14 protein-coding genes are annotated in these 14,829 nt (G+C 70.8%); 5 read left to right on the top strand and 9 right to left on the bottom strand.

The features are described 5' to 3' along the window. The first annotated feature begins 200 nt into the window (after positions 1–200). On the top strand, positions 201–335 hold the full coding sequence (locus tag AB0I59_RS24890; RefSeq protein WP_358136466.1) for a hypothetical protein: 135 nt from the start codon (positions 201–203) through the stop codon (positions 333–335). A 108-nt stretch (positions 336–443) separates the two neighbouring features. Here AB0I59_RS24890 and AB0I59_RS24885 read toward each other — a convergent pair whose 3' ends face one another. Continuing rightward, positions 444–1,226 carry a class II aldolase/adducin family protein gene (locus tag AB0I59_RS24885; RefSeq protein WP_358136464.1) on the bottom strand — a complete coding sequence of 261 codons (783 nt, stop codon included), beginning with the start codon at positions 1,224–1,226 and terminating at the stop codon, positions 444–446. A gap of 266 nt (positions 1,227–1,492) precedes the next feature. On the opposite strand from AB0I59_RS24885, the gene thrS reads away from it, so the two are divergent. The 3 genes from thrS (at position 1,493) to AB0I59_RS24870 (ending at position 4,548) form a co-directional block, all read left to right on the top strand. After that, complete coding sequence (gene thrS, locus AB0I59_RS24880) at positions 1,493–2,821, top strand: threonine--tRNA ligase (RefSeq protein ID WP_358136462.1); 1,329 nt, start codon at positions 1,493–1,495, stop codon at positions 2,819–2,821. 330 nt (positions 2,822–3,151) lie between these two features. Beyond that, positions 3,152–3,919 carry a bestrophin-like domain gene (locus tag AB0I59_RS24875; protein WP_061254171.1) on the top strand — a complete coding sequence of 256 codons (768 nt, stop codon included), beginning with the start codon at positions 3,152–3,154 and terminating at the stop codon, positions 3,917–3,919. Between the two features lie 17 nt (positions 3,920–3,936). Continuing rightward, positions 3,937–4,548, top strand: coding sequence for a hypothetical protein (locus tag AB0I59_RS24870; RefSeq protein ID WP_358136460.1), 612 nt, complete (start codon positions 3,937–3,939; stop codon positions 4,546–4,548). Positions 4,549–4,709: 161 nt separating this feature from the next. Here the strand turns inward: AB0I59_RS24870 and AB0I59_RS24865 are convergent, their stop codons facing one another. Next, on the bottom strand, positions 4,710–5,498 hold the full coding sequence (locus tag AB0I59_RS24865) for a crotonase/enoyl-CoA hydratase family protein (RefSeq protein WP_435831054.1): 789 nt from the start codon (positions 5,496–5,498) through the stop codon (positions 4,710–4,712). A gap of 184 nt (positions 5,499–5,682) precedes the next feature. On the opposite strand from AB0I59_RS24865, the gene AB0I59_RS24860 reads away from it, so the two are divergent. Beyond that, complete coding sequence (locus AB0I59_RS24860) at positions 5,683–7,254, top strand: sulfatase family protein (RefSeq protein ID WP_061253973.1); 1,572 nt, start codon at positions 5,683–5,685, stop codon at positions 7,252–7,254. A gap of 109 nt (positions 7,255–7,363) precedes the next feature. On the opposite strand, the gene AB0I59_RS24855 is transcribed toward AB0I59_RS24860, so the two are convergent. The 7 genes from AB0I59_RS24855 to AB0I59_RS24825 all read right to left on the bottom strand — a co-directional run bounded on the left by AB0I59_RS24855 (position 7,364) and on the right by AB0I59_RS24825 (position 14,789). Next, complete coding sequence (locus AB0I59_RS24855; RefSeq protein ID WP_358136457.1) at positions 7,364–8,179, bottom strand: ABC transporter ATP-binding protein; 816 nt, start codon at positions 8,177–8,179, stop codon at positions 7,364–7,366. Then, positions 8,151–9,170, bottom strand: a complete 1,020-nt coding sequence (locus AB0I59_RS24850; protein ID WP_358136454.1) for an ABC transporter ATP-binding protein — start codon at positions 9,168–9,170, stop codon at positions 8,151–8,153. Before AB0I59_RS24850 ends, AB0I59_RS24855 begins: the two co-directional genes overlap by 29 nt. Beyond that, positions 9,163–10,038 (bottom strand): ABC transporter permease, encoded by an 876-nt coding sequence (locus tag AB0I59_RS24845; protein WP_358136451.1) that lies wholly within the window; start codon positions 10,036–10,038, stop codon positions 9,163–9,165. Before AB0I59_RS24845 ends, AB0I59_RS24850 begins: the two co-directional genes overlap by 8 nt. After that, positions 10,035–10,994, bottom strand: coding sequence for an ABC transporter permease (locus AB0I59_RS24840; RefSeq protein ID WP_061253977.1), 960 nt, complete (start codon positions 10,992–10,994; stop codon positions 10,035–10,037). The genes AB0I59_RS24845 and AB0I59_RS24840 overlap by 4 nt, the downstream gene beginning before the upstream one ends. Positions 10,995–11,075: 81 nt before the next feature. Continuing rightward, on the bottom strand, positions 11,076–12,602 hold the full coding sequence (locus tag AB0I59_RS24835; protein WP_358136448.1) for an ABC transporter substrate-binding protein: 1,527 nt from the start codon (positions 12,600–12,602) through the stop codon (positions 11,076–11,078). Positions 12,603–12,739: 137 nt separating this feature from the next. After that, the gene (locus tag AB0I59_RS24830) at positions 12,740–13,516 is read right to left on the bottom strand and encodes an SDR family NAD(P)-dependent oxidoreductase (RefSeq protein WP_061253979.1); all 777 of its coding nucleotides are present in this window, start codon (positions 13,514–13,516) and stop codon (positions 12,740–12,742) included. 64 nt (positions 13,517–13,580) lie between these two features. Continuing rightward, positions 13,581–14,789, bottom strand: a complete 1,209-nt coding sequence (locus AB0I59_RS24825) for a thiolase family protein (protein ID WP_061253980.1) — start codon at positions 14,787–14,789, stop codon at positions 13,581–13,583. Positions 14,790–14,829: the final 40 nt, after the last annotated feature.

Raw genomic sequence — 14,829 nt, 5'->3', positions numbered from 1 at the left:
CGCGCCCTCTCCGCCGACGAGGCCCCGGGCCCCTGCCACCGGCAGGTCTCGGGCCTCTCGCGTTCCAGCCTGCTGTACCTCGGTGCGGCAGGACGCTGTACGGCATTTCGAGCAGGTGGTGGGAGCGACTCGGGCGGGGGCGAACTGCTGGAATTTCATCTCGTTCCCGCAAACCCCCCACCCCACGGAGGATCCGCCCGATGAGCATGCCCACGCGGCCCGACGCCGACGGCCTGACGATGCTCACCGCGGGCGCTCTCGGCTACGGCCTCGCGTCCGTCGTGCTTCTCGCCGTCACCCGTGGCCGCCTCGGCTACCGCGGCCCCCGCGACTGACTCCCGCAGGTGCGCGTCGAGGCTCCGAGCCCGACCGGATTACCCCTGCGGCGGTTCCCCCGCCTCCGGTGACGGCCGAGACCCCTCAGATCATGGGCATCCGGGAGATCAGTCGAACATGTCGGTGTCGGAGCGGACGATCTGCTCGTAGAGGGGCTGAAAGCTGATCCAGCCGACCAGGTCGTTGCCGATCTGGCCGTGGGTGAGCTTGGCCTGCTCATGGTCGATCGGCACGGTCGGCCCCGCCGCCTTGGCCAGCAGCTGGGCCTGGCACGAGCGCTCCATCGTGATGAACCACCAGGCGGCGGCGTCCACGGAGTCACCCACCGTCAGCAGCCCGTGGTTGCGCAGGATGACGGCCTTGTGCGAGCCGAGCGCCTGGGCGATGCGCCGGCCTTCCTCGATCTCCACCACCACGCCGGTGTAGTCGTCGAACAGGCCGTGGTCCTCGTAGAAGGCGCAGGCGTCCTGGGTCAGCGGCTCCAGCAGCGTGCCGAGCGAGGACAGCGCCTTGCCGTACACCGAGTGCGAGTGCGCGGCGGCGACCGCGTCGGGGCGGGCCTGGTGGACCATCGCGTGGATGGCGAAGGCGGCCTGGTTGACGTGGTACCTGCCGTGTACGACCTGGCCCTGGTGGTTGACCAGGATGAGGTCGCTGACCTTGATGTGCTTGAAGCTCATGCCGAACGGGTTGACCCAGAAGTGGTCCGGATGCTCGGGGTCGCGGGCGGTGATGTGCCCGGCCACCCCCTCCTCGAAGCCGAACCTGCCGAACAGGCGCAGCGCGGCGACCAGGCGCTCCTGGCGGTGCCGGCGCTCGGCCTCGACGCTGTCGAACATCTCCGGCAGCCGGAAGATCAGCTCGTCGGTGGGGATCGGCTCCAGGTCCATCGTGCCTCCAGCACTGAGGGGTCGACTTCGGCGAGCAGCCAGGCGGTACGGGCTCGCCGGTACGGTGACCGGCTCACCACGCGGGCCCACGATCGGCTGCGCGCCGATCATCGGAAGGCCACCGGTCCAGCGTGCCGCCCGAACTCCCCTATATCAACGTTCGGCAGATGCGAATACGGTTTGCGCAGAAATGATCGCCTGGACGTCGCGACGCTCTGCTACGGTTACCGGCATGAAGCGCGCTGCCATGACGACGACGCCGGAGAGTGTCCCGGCGCGCTGACAACAGTCTTAGTCCGAAGCCCCGGGGCGAGTGCCCCGGGGCTTCGTCTTTCGGTCGCTCGCCCGACGTACGCGAGGAGACCGCCATGCATGACCACCGCAAGCTCGGCCGCGAGCTGGGCCTGTTCGACACCGACCCGCTGATCGGCTCGGGCCTGCCGTACTGGCTGCCCGATGGCGCGGCCGTACGGCACACCCTGGAGGAGTACATCCGCGCCGCCGAGCGGCGGGCGGGCTACCGGCACGTGTACTCGCCGGTGCTCGGCAAGCGGGAGCTGTACGAGATCTCGGGGCACTGGTCGCATTACAGCGACGACATGTTCCCTCCGATGGACCTCGGCGGTGAGCAGGTCGTCCTGCGGCCGAGCCTGTGTCCCCACCACGCGGTGATCTATCGCTCCCGCTCGCACAGCTACCGTGAGCTGCCCCTGCGGATGGCCGAACTGGGGGCCATGTACCGCTCCGAACTCTCGGGTGTGCTCGGCGGGCTGACCCGCGTCCGGGCCATCCAGCTGAACGACGCGCACATCTTCTGCACTCTGGACCAGGTCGCCGAGGAGGCACAGGCCGCCCTGGAGATGATCGGCCGGGCATACGAGGCGCTCGGCATCAGCCCGAGCCGCTACCGGCTCTCCCTCCCGGGCCCTGGCGGGAAGTACGTCGCCGCTCCCGAGATGTGGCGGCGATCCACCGCCCTGCTGACCGATGTCCTCGACCGCTCCGGCCTGTCCTACGAGGCGGCCGAGGGGGAGGCCGCGTTCTACGGACCCAAGATCGACGTTCAGATCACCGACAGTGCCGGCCGGGAATCCACCCTGTCCACCGTCCAGGTCGACTTCCATCAGCCCGAGCAGTTCGACCTGCACTACATCGGCGCGGACGGCGCGAAACACCGGCCGGTCATGATCCACCGCAGCATCATCGGCAGCGTGGAACGCGCCGTCGCCCACCTCATCGAGCAGCACGGCGGCGCCTTCCCCGCCTGGCTCTCCCCCACCCAGTTGATGATCCTCCCGGTCTCCGAAGCCGAGCTGCCGAACGCCGCGGCGCTCGCCCGGCGATGCGTCGACCTCGGGCTGCGGGCTGAAATCGCCGGGCCGGAACGCGGCAGCCTGGGGGCCCGCGTCCGGGATGCCCGCCTTGTGCCCTACCACGCCGTCATCGGCGCCAAGGAGGCCGCCGACGACCACGTCGCCCTTCGCCTGCGTGACGGGCGCCGCCTCGACCCACGGCCCGCGGGCGACGTCCTTACCCGTATCGGCGCGCTCGTCGACGCCCACAGCACTGTCCTGTGGGACGGCACCGCCTCGTGACGACGACAAGGCCGCATCCTGCCGCCACCCGGCGCACCTCGACCCGGACGTACCGGCTGGGAGGCCGGCTCCGATCTTCGGAACCGGCCTTCTCCTGTCATGAGACGGCAGTGCCGTGCGTGCCGTGATCTCCTGAGGCCGACGTCGGCAGGGCCTCTCGCAGCCATGGATCGAGAGGGGCGGGCGAGGTCGGACGTTTTCCTGGAGTCACCTCCCGCCGGTGTGCCCCCAGCGACATCCCAAACATCACTCATTGTGATAGTTATGTGACGGCACGCGACCGGCAAAGTGTCGGGGCTCTCTGCCACAGAATCGCAATGGGGGATCGTCATGCTGGTCTGCGTACTCGCCATCGCCTCGGCGATCGGCACGGTGGCCCTGGCCGCCTTCCTCTTCAGGAAACTCGACCGGGGCACGGACGACCGTGATCCCGGCGGTCCCTCCACGGGCCACGCGGGATCGATGCTGTCGGCGTTGTTCCTGCTGGTGTTCGCGATCGCGATCATCGTGCCGTGGACGACGACCGACGCCGCCCGTGAGAACACCTACGCCGAGGGCGAGGCGGCCGTGGAGACCTACTGGGCGTCCACGGCGCTGCCCGCTCCGGCCGCTTCTGAGGTGCAGGCGCAGTTGCGCGGCTACCTCGGCTTCGTGCTCGACAAGGAATGGCCGCTCATGGCGCAGGGGCGACTCAGCTCCGAAGGTTCGGCGCGGCTCAACCAGCTCCGCGTCCAGGTGACGAGCATGAGCCTGACCGGAGACGAGGCGGAGAACGCCCGCAGCGCGGTCCTGGACGCCGTCGCCGACCTGTCGGCCGCCCGCCATCAGAGGGCGGCGGACGCCAAGGCCACGCCTCCCTCCGGAGTCCTGGCCCTGACGATCCTGACCGGTGTCGTGGTCATCGTCTTCCCGTTCCTCGCGGGTGCCCGGCCCCGTGGCATGACGATCCTGCCCCTGATGGTGATGGCGGCGCTGCTCGGGGTCGGCGTCTACCAGGCGTGGGACATCTCGCACGTGTTCAGCGGCGGGCTGGCGGTCAAGCCGGACGCGCTCACGGCGGCACTGCAGGAGATCCAGCAGATCCCTCTGGGCCGGTGAGCATGGGAGTTCGACGCGTGCCGGCGCCGTGGGCCGGACTGCTCGCGGGTGCGGTGCTCATCGGTTCCGTGGTCGCGGGACCGCTGGACGCCGCCCCCGCGTCGGCCGACGCGGCCACCTCGTCCGCCGCGCGGGCCGTGGCCGCGCGCGCACCACTCCGTACGGGCGACTCGGGCGGCTCCGGCGACGACGGCCCGGCGGCCGGCCTGGAGATATCGGTCTGTGTCGAGCTGGACACGGTGGTCAGCCTGGGACTGGGGATCGGCATAGGGATTCCTCCTTGCGACTGCCGTCCCGAATGCTCGCCGCCCCGACCGGTGCCTCCGCCGGAACCGGTCGTCGAGCAGACACCCCCTCCGGCACCGACGCCGACACCGGCTCCGACACCGGCTCCGACACCGCCGGTTCGGCAGGTCACACCGCGTCCGGAGAAGCCGAGCCCGCCGGCGCGCCGCGTCGTGGAACCGCCGCCCTCACCTTCCCCGGTGACGACCACTCCCCGGACGCGGGTGCGCCGCGCGGCGAAGCGCCCCGTCAAGCGCGGGAACCCACTCGCCACGATCCTCGTCATGGTCGTCATCACGACGGTGATCGCGGCGGCGGCGGGTGTGGCCTTCGCCGGACGGTAGGCGCGGCTCGCCGCGGACTGGTGTCGGGCCGTCGGCATGAGCGGCACGCCGACCTCCTGGAGCGGGAGGAGTTCGACGCCGGATACCGGCTCCTCGTCGCGGAGGTGTGACGCCGCCGGCGTCGCCCGGACTCGACGGTCAACGCGCGTGCCGCGCCCCGCTCAACGGCCCTTCCAGACGGGCGGGCGCTTCTCGGCGAAGGCGGTGGCGCCCTCGCGCGCGTCCTCGGAGTCGAAGACCGGGTCGATGATCTTCTGCTGCTCCGCCCATGCTTCATCGAGCGTCCAGTCGGAGCCGGCGCGGGCGATCTTCTTGGTGGCGGAGACCGCGAGCGGGCCGCCCGCCGCCACCGCGGCCGCGAGCGCGAGCGCCTCCTCCAGGGCGGTCCCTTCGGGTACGACCCGGTTAACCAGCCCGGCCTCCATGGCACGCCGCGCGCCGATCGGCTCGCCGGTCAGCAGCATCTCCATGGCGACGATGAACGGGACCCGGCGCGGGAGGAGGAGCGCGCCGCCCGCGGCCGCCACGAGAGAACGCTTCACCTCGGGGACGCCGAATCTCGCGGTCTCCCCCGCCACCACGAGGTCGCAGGCCAGCACGAGTTCGAAGCCGCCCGCCAGGGCCCATCCCTCGACGGCGGCGATGAGCGGCTTGGCCGGCGGGGTCACGCTGATGCCGGCCAGGCCACGGCCCTCGATGCTCGGGCTCTCGCCCGCGAGGAACGCCTTGAGGTCCATTCCGGCCGAGAACACCCCGCCCGCTCCGGTCAGGACGCCCACTCTCAGCTCGTCCGACGCGTCCAGCTCGTCGACGGCGTCGGCGACGCGCCGGGCCACCGCCGCGTTGAGCGCGTTGCGCGCCGACGGACGGTTGATCGTGATGATCTGCACCCCGTCCCTGCGCTCGACGAGCACCTCGTCGTCCGCTCCCGTTCCCCTGTCCATCGGCATGTCGGCCCTCTATCCGTGTCAATGGCGGTCTCAGCGTGCCCGGCGGCGATGGCTACCGGCACGGCGGCAGCCGACACCATAGCGCCTTTCTGATTCTGACGTTAGTATCAATTTTGCCCTCCCGGCGACCACGGGAGCGCGCATCGCGAGCACCGGCGTCGACGCGAGACCGGAGGACGGCAGCATGGGGCGCAAGATTCTCTTCATCACCACCGACCAGCAGCGCTACGACGCCTATGGATGCAACGGTGGGACGATCGCCAGAACACCGGTGACGGACGGCCTGGCCGCGGAGGGCGTCCGGTACGAGCGGGCCTACTGCGCGAACGCGGTGTGCAGCCCGGCACGGTCGAGCATGCTCACCGGGCAGTACCCCCGGACGCACGGCGTGATCGCCAACGGCGTCCCGCTGCCGCCGGACGCGCCGAGCGTCGCCCAGGTGCTGACCGACGCGGGCTATCGCACCGCCCTCATCGGCAAGGTCCACTTCGAGCCGATCGCCGACCCGGCGGGGCTGTACGAGCAGAACCGGCTCGCGCTGGCCGGGGAGCACGGTCCCTACCGAGGGTTCGAGCACGTGGAGTTCGCCGGGCACGGCACCTTCGGCGCCTCGCACTACGCCAACTGGCTGCGGGAGAACCACCAGGGCGAGGACGGCGGGTTCCTCCGCACGTTCTCCACCGCGCCGGGAGGGGACACCGGGGCTCCGGGCGTCGCGCCCAACCCGATCCCGCGCGAGCACTACCACACCGACTGGGTCGCCGACCGGGTGATCGCGTGGCTCGACTCCCTCGACGAGGACGACGACTGGTTCTGCTGGATGAGCTTCCCGGACCCGCACCATCCCTGGGACCTGCCCGCCTCCGAGAGCGCCCGCGTCGACTGGCGCGACCTGGACCTCCCGGCGGGACACCCGGGCTCCGACGAGCGGATCCGCGAGATCCTGGCCGACCGGCCGGCGCACTGGCTCGCGTGGTACGACGGCTCGGTCCCGAACATCGACGGCGCCCCCGGCGACTTCGTCCCCGCCGCGCTGACCCACGACCAGATCCGCGAGATCAACGCGCTGGTCCACGCCAAGAACGAGATGCTCGACGAGGCGTTCGGGCGCGTGCTGAACAGGATCGAGGAACGCGGATGGGGTGACGCCACCGACGTCATCGTCACGACGGACCACGGCGAGTTCCAGGGGGACCTCGGGCTGCTGTTCAAGGGGCCCTACCACGTCGACGCGCTGCTGCGGCTGCCGATGATCTGGCGGCCGGCCAGGTCGGCGGAGGTGCCCCCGGCGGTGGTGCCCGAGCCCGTGGAGCAGGTCGACCTGGCTCCCACGTTCTGCCGGATCGCGGGCGTTCCCGTACCGGAATGGATGCAGGGCGCTCCGCTCCCCACCGCGAAGGGCTCGGGCCGGGAACGGGCGATCATCGAGTGGGACAGCCAGCTCGACACGGGCTACCGGCTGAGGACGATCGTGAAGGACGGCTGGATCTGCACCGTCTACGAGCCCACGGACCGCGAGTACGGGATGCCGAAGGCCGACCGGTACGCGAGCTTCGCCATGAGCCCGCCGGAGCGCGAGATCGTCTACGACGGCTTCGAAGGCGAGCTGTACGACCTGGAGGAGGATCCGCACCAGTGGGTCAACCGGTGGGACGACCCCGCCGTGGCCGGCGTGCGCGCCGCCCTCGTGGCCGATCTCCGCGCGCATCTCGCCCCCGCCCGCGAGCCGCGGCTGCGCCCCGTGGCGATGGGATGACGACGGCGATGGAGTAACGACGGCGGCGGGACGGCCGCGACGCCGCGATGGCGCCACGCCGTACCGGTCCCGCGCACGCACGCGACGGGACCCGGTCACCCGGACGCGATCACCCGGACGCGGTCATCCTCGGCACGGCCGAAAGGAGGCGGCGGGTGTAGGGGTGGTCGGCCGTCTCCTCGGTCAGGCTCGCGGCCGAGTGCTCGTCGACCACCTCGCCCTTGTTCATGACGAGGATCCGGTCGCAGACGAGCCGGATGACGCTGATGTCATGGCTGATCAGCAGGTAGGCGAGGTCGCGCTCCCGCTTGAGGTCGAGCAGGAGCTGCAGGATCTGCGCCTGTACGGAGACGTCCAGGGCCGACACCGACTCGTCGAGCACGATCAGCGACGGGGACACGGCCAGCGCGCGGGCGATGGAGGCGCGCTGCCGCTGCCCGCCGGACAGGCCACCCGGCCTGCGCCCGGCCACCGCGGACGACAGGCCGACCTGGTCCAGCAGCGCCATCGCCTGCCGGTCGGCCTCGCGCCTGTCCACGCCGTGCCAGAGACGCAGCGGCTCGGCCACGATCTCCGTGATGGTCATCGCCGGGTTGAGCGAGGTGTACGGATCCTGGAAGACCATCTGGACCGTCTTCCAGATGGTCCGGTCCATCCTGCGACGCGCGTACATCTCCTGGCCCGCGACGCGTACGGACCCGGAGTCGGGCCGGACGACGCCGCAGACGATGCCGGCCAGGGTCGACTTTCCCGAGCCGGACTCGCCGACGACGCCCATCCATTCGCCCTGGGCGATCCGCAGGCTGACGCCGTCGACCGCGACGGTCGGCGTGCCCCGGCGCAGCCCGTTCCCCGTGCGGTAGGTCTTGGTGACCGACTCGACCTCGACGAGCACGTCAGACTCCGCCTTCCGCTCGACGCTCATGGTGGTGATCCTGTTCCGGACGGCCGACGTGGACGCACCGTACGAGATGGCCGGGCGCGTAGGCGTCCAGGGTGGGGTGCGTCTCGTCGCACTCCGCCGTGCGAAGCTCGCACCGGGCCGCGAACCTGCATCCCGTGCGCACCTCGCCCGCCTGCGGGACCCGCCCGGGAAGGGAGTACAGGCCGCCGGCCGCGATGGCGTGTTCCGGGGTGCACCGCTGGAGCGCGCGGACATAGGGGTGCAGCGGGCGTCGCAGCACGTTCTCCGTCTCGCCCTGCTCCACCAGCTCTCCGGCGTACATCACGAGCAGCCGGTCGCACCGTTCGCCCACGAGGGCGAGATCGTGGGACACGAGGAGCACGGCGAGCCCCATGTCGGCGCGGAGCCGGTCGAGGAGGTCCATCACCCCTCGTTGCACGGTCACGTCCAGCGCCGTGGTCGGCTCGTCCGCGACGAGGACGGACGGGCGGTGCGCGATCGATATGGCGATCATGACGCGTTGCCGCATGCCGCCGGAGAACTCGAACGGATACTGGCGGGCGCGCTCCGCGGGACGGGTGATCTCGACGCGTTCGAGGACCTCTACCGCCTCCCTGCGCGCGTCGCGGCGGGAGGTCCCCGGCCGCCGGAGCCTGATCGCCTCGGCCACCTGGTCTCCCACCCGCATCGAGGGGTTCAGGCTGGTCATGGGGTTCTGGAAGACCATCGCCACGCCGTCGTGCCGGGTACGCGCGGTGGCGTCCGTACCGGCCGCCCGGCCGTCGATCTCGACGGCGCCACGCGCCAGCCGTACACCGCGGGGCAGCAGGCCCGCCACCGCCGACGCGGTCAGGCTCTTCCCGGAGCCGGACTCGCCGACCATCCCCACCATCTCGCCCCGCCGGACGGCGAAGGAGACGTCGGTGACCAGCGGCGTGCTCTCGTGCGGGCGATCAAGCTCCACGGTCACGTTGTCGACCGTGAGCACGGTCTTCCCCGGCTCGCTAGCCACGGCGCTCCCCCTCGCTCTCGATGTCACCGATCACGTTCAGGCTGAGGATCAACAGGGACAGCACCGCCGCGGGGATCAGCACGACCCTGGCGTCGGAGGCCAGCATGGCCGCCGCTCCGGACAGCATGGTGCCGAGGCTCGCGTCCGGTGACTCGACGCCGACTCCGAGGAAGCTGATGCCGGCCTCGATCAGCAGGGAGAGCCCGAGCAGGTAGCTGACCTGGACGCGGACCTGGGCGCGGATCCCGGGAAGCAGGTATCTCCACAGGATCCGCACATGCGAGCACCCCGACATCCGGCCGGCCAGCAGGTACGGCATGGTCGCCACCCTGATGGTCTCGGCCCGCATGACGCGGTAGATCCGGGGGGCGAAGATCACCCCGAGTGTCACCATCTGCCCCGTGATGCCGGTACGGAGCGCGGTGTGGACGGTGAGCAGGAGCACGAGCGCGGGGACGGTGAGGACCACGTCCGCGATCCGGGCGCTGACCGTGTCGAACCAGCCGCGGCGGTATCCGGCGAGCATCCCCGTGGGAAGCCCGATCAGCGTGGCGACGACGATCGCCGTCAGCCCCGCGAACAGCGAGGTGCGGATCGCCCAGAGCAGCCGGGCGAGCAGATCGCGTCCGAGCTGGTCGGTCCCGAGCAGGTGGTCGGCGGAGTACCTGGCCAGGGTGTCGCCCAGGTCCTGCTCGTTGGGTTCCGCGAGCGAGAGGAACGGCACGAGCAGCGCGATGAGCAGGCAGATCAGCACGAACCCGAGGGCGAGCGTCCCCGGCCATCCGAGGCGGACGCGCCGGCCGGCGCCCGCCGTCGGTTCCGCGGGCCCGGCCGCCCGGACCGGCTCGGTTTCCAGCACCTCGGTCATGACAGCCCCCTCGACGCGGGATTGAGCCAGAGCGCGATGAGATCGGTGACCAGGTTGACCGCCAGGATGACCAGGGCGAACAAGGTGACCAACGCCTGCACCACGGGGAAGTCCTGTCCCTGGACGGCCTCCAGGGTCAGGGTGCCGATGCCGGGGATCGAGAACACCGACTCCACCAGCAACGCGCCGGTGATGAGCACCCCGATCTCCAGGCCGATGACCGTGACCCAGGGCGCGGAGGCGTTGCGTGCCACGTGCCGGAAGAAGACGCCGCTCGGCGACACGCCTTTCATCCGCGCGGTCCTGACGTAGTCGGCCTCGTACTCCTTGATCAGGGACGCCCGGAAGGTACGCGTCTGGACGCACATCAGGCCGAGAGCGAGCGACGCGGACGGCAGCACCAGGAACCGGAAAGTGGTCAGCAGGCCCGCCTCGGCCGGAGTCCGGTAGCCGCCGGACGGGAACCAGCCGAACCACAGCGAGAACACCAGGATGAGCACGTAGCCGACCAGGAAGTTGGGAACGGCGATGCCCAGCACGGCGACCGCTCCCAGGCCGCGGTCCACGAGCCCCCCGGGGCGCGCGCCGACCGCGCTTCCCATGAGCACGGAGGCCAGGACCGCCACCGCCAGCGCCAGGAAGGACAGCAGCAGCGTCGCCGGCAGGTACTGGCCGACCAGGCCGAGCACGTCGCCCCGGTGGTGGAGCGACTCCCCGAAGTCGCCGCGCACCGCGTGGGCCAGCCAGTCCAGGTACTGCGCGACGACGGACCGGTCCAGTCCCAGGCTCTGGCGGACCTGCGCCACCTGTTCCGGCGTGGCGGACTCTCCGGCCACGACGGCCGCGGGATCCCCGATGGAGAACAGCATGACGTACGTGCAGCAGGTGACCACGATCAGCGTCGGTACGGCGACGACGGCGCGCAGCGCGGCCTGCCTCAGGATCAGAGTGAGCATCGACCAAGCCTTCGGGGGATTGGCCGGGACCGTTCGGGGACCCGATCGGCCCCGGCCGCTTCGCGGACCGGTTGCGCCGCGTCAGCCCTTGACGCCGCGGAACGAGGGGAAGGCCGGCGCCCAGGGGTTGCGCCATCCCGAGACCGTCGACGACGTGGCGTAGCTCGTCTTCGTGGTCAGGATGGGCATGAACATGAAGTCCTTCATGACCGCGGTCGAGAGCTTCCGGTACACCTCGGTGCGTTTGTCCTGGTCGGTCTCCCGTACGGCCTCGGCGGCCAGCCGTACGACCTCGGCGTCGCGGAAGCCGCCCGGGTTGTACAGGCCCGTCGGCAGGACGTACCGCGCGACCGTGGTGGCGGGGTCGAAGGTGTTGCCGCTGGCGCCGACGGCCACCGCGACGCTCTTCTCCGCGGTGAACTTGCCGACCACCTGGGGCGGAGCCACCAGGCTGACCGACGCCTGGAGGCCGATCGTGTTCATCTGCTGCTGCAGGACCGAGGCGAGCTGCTCCATGACCTGGTTGCCCGCGACGGTGACGATCTCCACCTTGGCACCCGTCGCGCCCGCGTCCTGGATCAGCTTCTTGGCCTTCTCCAGGTCGAACGGCACCGCCGTGAGCCCGAAGGCGGGGTCGTACTGGGCGCTGCCGGCCGCGAAGAACTGCCCGGTCGGCTCGCACTGGCCCTGGAAGAGCCCCTTGCAGATCGCCTCACGGTCCACGGCCAGGTTGACGGCCTCCCGGACGCGCACGTCGTCGAACGGCTTTATCTCGGTGTTGAAGGAGAAGGAGAAGTTCTCCGTGCCGAGGCTGCGCTCGATCTTGTAGCCCGCGGCCTCCGCGGCCGTGACCATCTGCTCGGGGACGACGGTGACGTCCAGGTCGCCCGTACGGATGGCGTTGAGCTTCGCGTCGTCGGTGAGGTAGTTGATCTCCAGCGTGTCACTGGCCGCCGCCCGCGGGTCCCAGTAGTCCGGGTTCTTCGCGTAGACGATGCGGTTGGGCTGGACGGTCTTGACGGTGTACGGCCCGATGCCCGCCGACTGCCTCGTCAGGTCCGTGCCGCCGTCGATGGCCTTGTCGGAGATCATCATTCCGGAGGGGCCCGCGAGCGTGCGCGGGAGGTCCCCCACGCCGGCCGGGTTACGGAACCGCACCTTCGCCGGACCTGCCTCCTCGACGGTCACCCCCGCGAGTTCGGGGGCGTTGGTGCTCTGCTTGAGGGTCTGCGACCGCTTCACGTTGGCGAGGACCGTCGTGGCGGTGAAGGGGGTGCCGTCGGGGAACGTCAGCCCCTCGCGCAGCGTGACGTCGAGGAAGGGCCCGTCTCCGTCCTCGCCGGCCTTCCATTCGGTGGCGAGCATCGGCTGGACGCTCTGGTCGGGGGCGAGGTACGTCAGCGAGTCGTACAGCGGCTGGGTGTAGACCACCATCTGCCGCACGGGGATGAGGTCGGGGTCCAGGGTCGTGTCGGCCAGGACGGCACCGAACGTGAACGCTCCGCCGGGCGCTTCCTTCGTGGCGCCCGCGCCATCGTCAGAACCGCCGCAGGCCGAAATCAGTCCCAGTCCCAGCACGGCCGTGGCCGCCGCGAGTCGTCTTTTCATAGTGGGGGGCCTCGAATCCTTCCCGGGGCGCGCACGCATTCCGGAAGAAGTGTGATGTGGAACACTCGATTCCTGAAACTGACTTTATCCTCAGAATCTGAGCTACGGCAAGGGTCCGAGGATGGCCGGACCTCGCGCTACTTGGGAGGGAGGCGCACGCCCGCGTCGACGCGGACCACCTCGCCGTTGATGTAGCCGTTCTGGAGGAGTTCGAGCGCCAGGGAGGCGAACTCCTCGGCCCGCCCGAGACGGCGCGGGAACACCACGTCCTTGGCGAGGTGCGCCTTGAACTCCTCGGCGTCCGGCCCGCTGCCGTAGATCGGCGTCTCGATGAGTCCGGGCGCGATCGTGTTCACCCGTACGCCGATGACCGCGAGGTCGCGGGCCAGCGGCAGCGTCAGCCCGACCACGCCACCCTTGGAGGCGCTGTAGGCGGCCTGGCCGACCTGGCCCTCGAACGCCGCGACGGACGTCGTGTTGACCATCGCGCCGCGCGCGCCGTCCTCGTCCGGCTCGTTGTGCGACATCGCCGTTCCCGCCAGGCGCACCACGTTGAAGGTGCCGATCAGGTTGACCTCGACCACCTTCCGGAACGCCTCCAGGTCGTGCGCCGACGCGTACGTGCCGTCCCTGCCGACGGTCCTGGACAGGCTCGGGATGCCGGCACAGTTCACCACCGCCCGCAGCGGAGCGGCCGCGACGCTCTGCTCGATCGCGCCGATGACGGCCTCGGGATCACGCACGTCCGCCCGGACGAACCGGCCTCCGACGTCCGCCGCGACCCGCTTCCCGTTGACCTCGTCGAGGTCGATCACGGTCACGCTGACGTCGCGGGCGGCCAGCGCGCGCACCGTCGCCTCGCCCAGCCCGGAGCCGCCGCCTGTCACGATCGCGGAGCTGCCTGCCACCTTCATGCGTCCTCCAATGTCTCCGGCCGCGCGTGTGCCCCGGCCGTACGTGGTCGTCGTGCGGGGGTGCTCAGGCCAGGCGCTCGATGATCGTCGCGTTGGCCATGCCGCCGCCCTCGCACATGGTCTGCAGGCCGTACCTGCCGCCGGTGCGCTCCAGCTCGTGCAGCAGCGTCACCATGAGCTTGGCGCCGGAGGCCCCGAGCGGGTGCCCCAGGGAGATGCCGCCGCCGTTGACGTTGACCTTGCCGGGATCGGCTCCCAGCTCGCGTTGCCAGGCGAGGACGACCGGCGCGAACGCCTCGTTCACCTCGAACAGATCGATCCGGTCCGCCGTCAGCCCCGCCTTCGCGAGCACGTCGCGGGTGGCCGGGATCGGCGCGGTGAGCATCTCGACGGGGTCGTCTCCCACCACGGACATCCACCGGATCGCCGCCCGGGGGCGCAGGCCCAGGCGTTCCGCCACGTCGTCCCGCATGATGAGAACGGCTGCCGCGCCGTCCACGATCTGGGAGGCGTTGCCCGCGGTCACCCGTCCCTCGGGGACGAACGCCGGCTTGAGCCGCGCCAGCGCCTCCGCCGAGGTGGCGCGTACGCACTCGTCCTCGGTGAGCAGGCCGCCCGGCTCCGTGATCTGACCGGTCTCGGGGTCGCGTACCTTCCGCGCCACCGGGACGATCTCGCGCCGGAACCGCCCCTCGGCCGTGGCCGCGGCAGCCCGGAGCTGGCTCCGCAGGCCGTACGCGTCGAGGTCCTCGCGGGTCAGTCCCCAGCGGTCGACGATGAGCTCGGCGGAGATCCCCTGGGGGACCAGTCCGGGCAGGCCGTACGACACGCGGTCGGCGTACCGGCGCTGGACCTCGTCGCCGTAGACGGCCCTGATGTCGCCCTCGGGCGCGTTGGAGAACATCGGGACGGTGCTCATGCACTCGACGCCCGCCGCGACGACCACGTCCATGTAGCCGGACATGACGGCCTGCGCGGCGAAGTGGATCGCCTGCTGCGAGGAGCCGCACTGCCGGTCCACGGTGGTCCCCGGGACCTTCGCCGGCCATCCTGCGGCGAGTACGGCGTTCCGCGCGATGTTGGTGCTCTGCGGCCCTACCTGGGTCACGCATCCCATGACGACGTCGTCGACGAGATCCGGGGAGATCCCGGCGCGGGCGACCACCGCCTTGAGCGTCTCGGCCGCCAGCTCCGCGGGATGCCACCCGGAGAGCGAGCCGCCTCTCTTCCCTGCGGCGGTGCGTACGGCTTCCACGATGACGGGAGCGGGCACGGTGCATCCTTTCTGCACGGTTTTGGGTGGTTCTGCGGGG

Source organism: Microtetraspora glauca (genome assembly GCF_040656155.1).
Taxonomy (GTDB): domain Bacteria; phylum Actinomycetota; class Actinomycetes; order Streptosporangiales; family Streptosporangiaceae; genus Microtetraspora; species Microtetraspora glauca.
This window is presented reverse-complemented; position numbering and strand designations above follow the sequence as displayed.

Excerpts from the sequence above, each read along its gene's own strand:
- AB0I59_RS24865 (WP_435831054.1), bottom strand. The coding sequence starts at position 5,498 with ATGCCGATGGACAGGGGAACGGGAGCGGACGACGAGGTGCTCGTCGAG.
- AB0I59_RS24835 (WP_358136448.1), bottom strand. The coding sequence starts at position 12,602 with ATGAAAAGACGACTCGCGGCGGCCACGGCCGTGCTGGGACTGGGACTG.
- AB0I59_RS24840 (WP_061253977.1), bottom strand. The coding sequence starts at position 10,994 with ATGCTCACTCTGATCCTGAGGCAGGCCGCGCTGCGCGCCGTCGTCGCC.
- AB0I59_RS24845 (WP_358136451.1), bottom strand. The coding sequence starts at position 10,038 with ATGACCGAGGTGCTGGAAACCGAGCCGGTCCGGGCGGCCGGGCCCGCG.
- AB0I59_RS24875 (WP_061254171.1), top strand. The coding sequence starts at position 3,152 with ATGCTGGTCTGCGTACTCGCCATCGCCTCGGCGATCGGCACGGTGGCC.
- AB0I59_RS24830 (WP_061253979.1), bottom strand. The coding sequence starts at position 13,516 with ATGAAGGTGGCAGGCAGCTCCGCGATCGTGACAGGCGGCGGCTCCGGG.
- AB0I59_RS24855 (WP_358136457.1), bottom strand. The coding sequence starts at position 8,179 with ATGAGCGTCGAGCGGAAGGCGGAGTCTGACGTGCTCGTCGAGGTCGAG.
- AB0I59_RS24860 (WP_061253973.1), top strand. The coding sequence starts at position 5,683 with ATGGGGCGCAAGATTCTCTTCATCACCACCGACCAGCAGCGCTACGAC.
- AB0I59_RS24885 (WP_358136464.1), bottom strand. The coding sequence starts at position 1,226 with ATGGACCTGGAGCCGATCCCCACCGACGAGCTGATCTTCCGGCTGCCG.
- AB0I59_RS24890 (WP_358136466.1), top strand. The coding sequence starts at position 201 with ATGAGCATGCCCACGCGGCCCGACGCCGACGGCCTGACGATGCTCACC.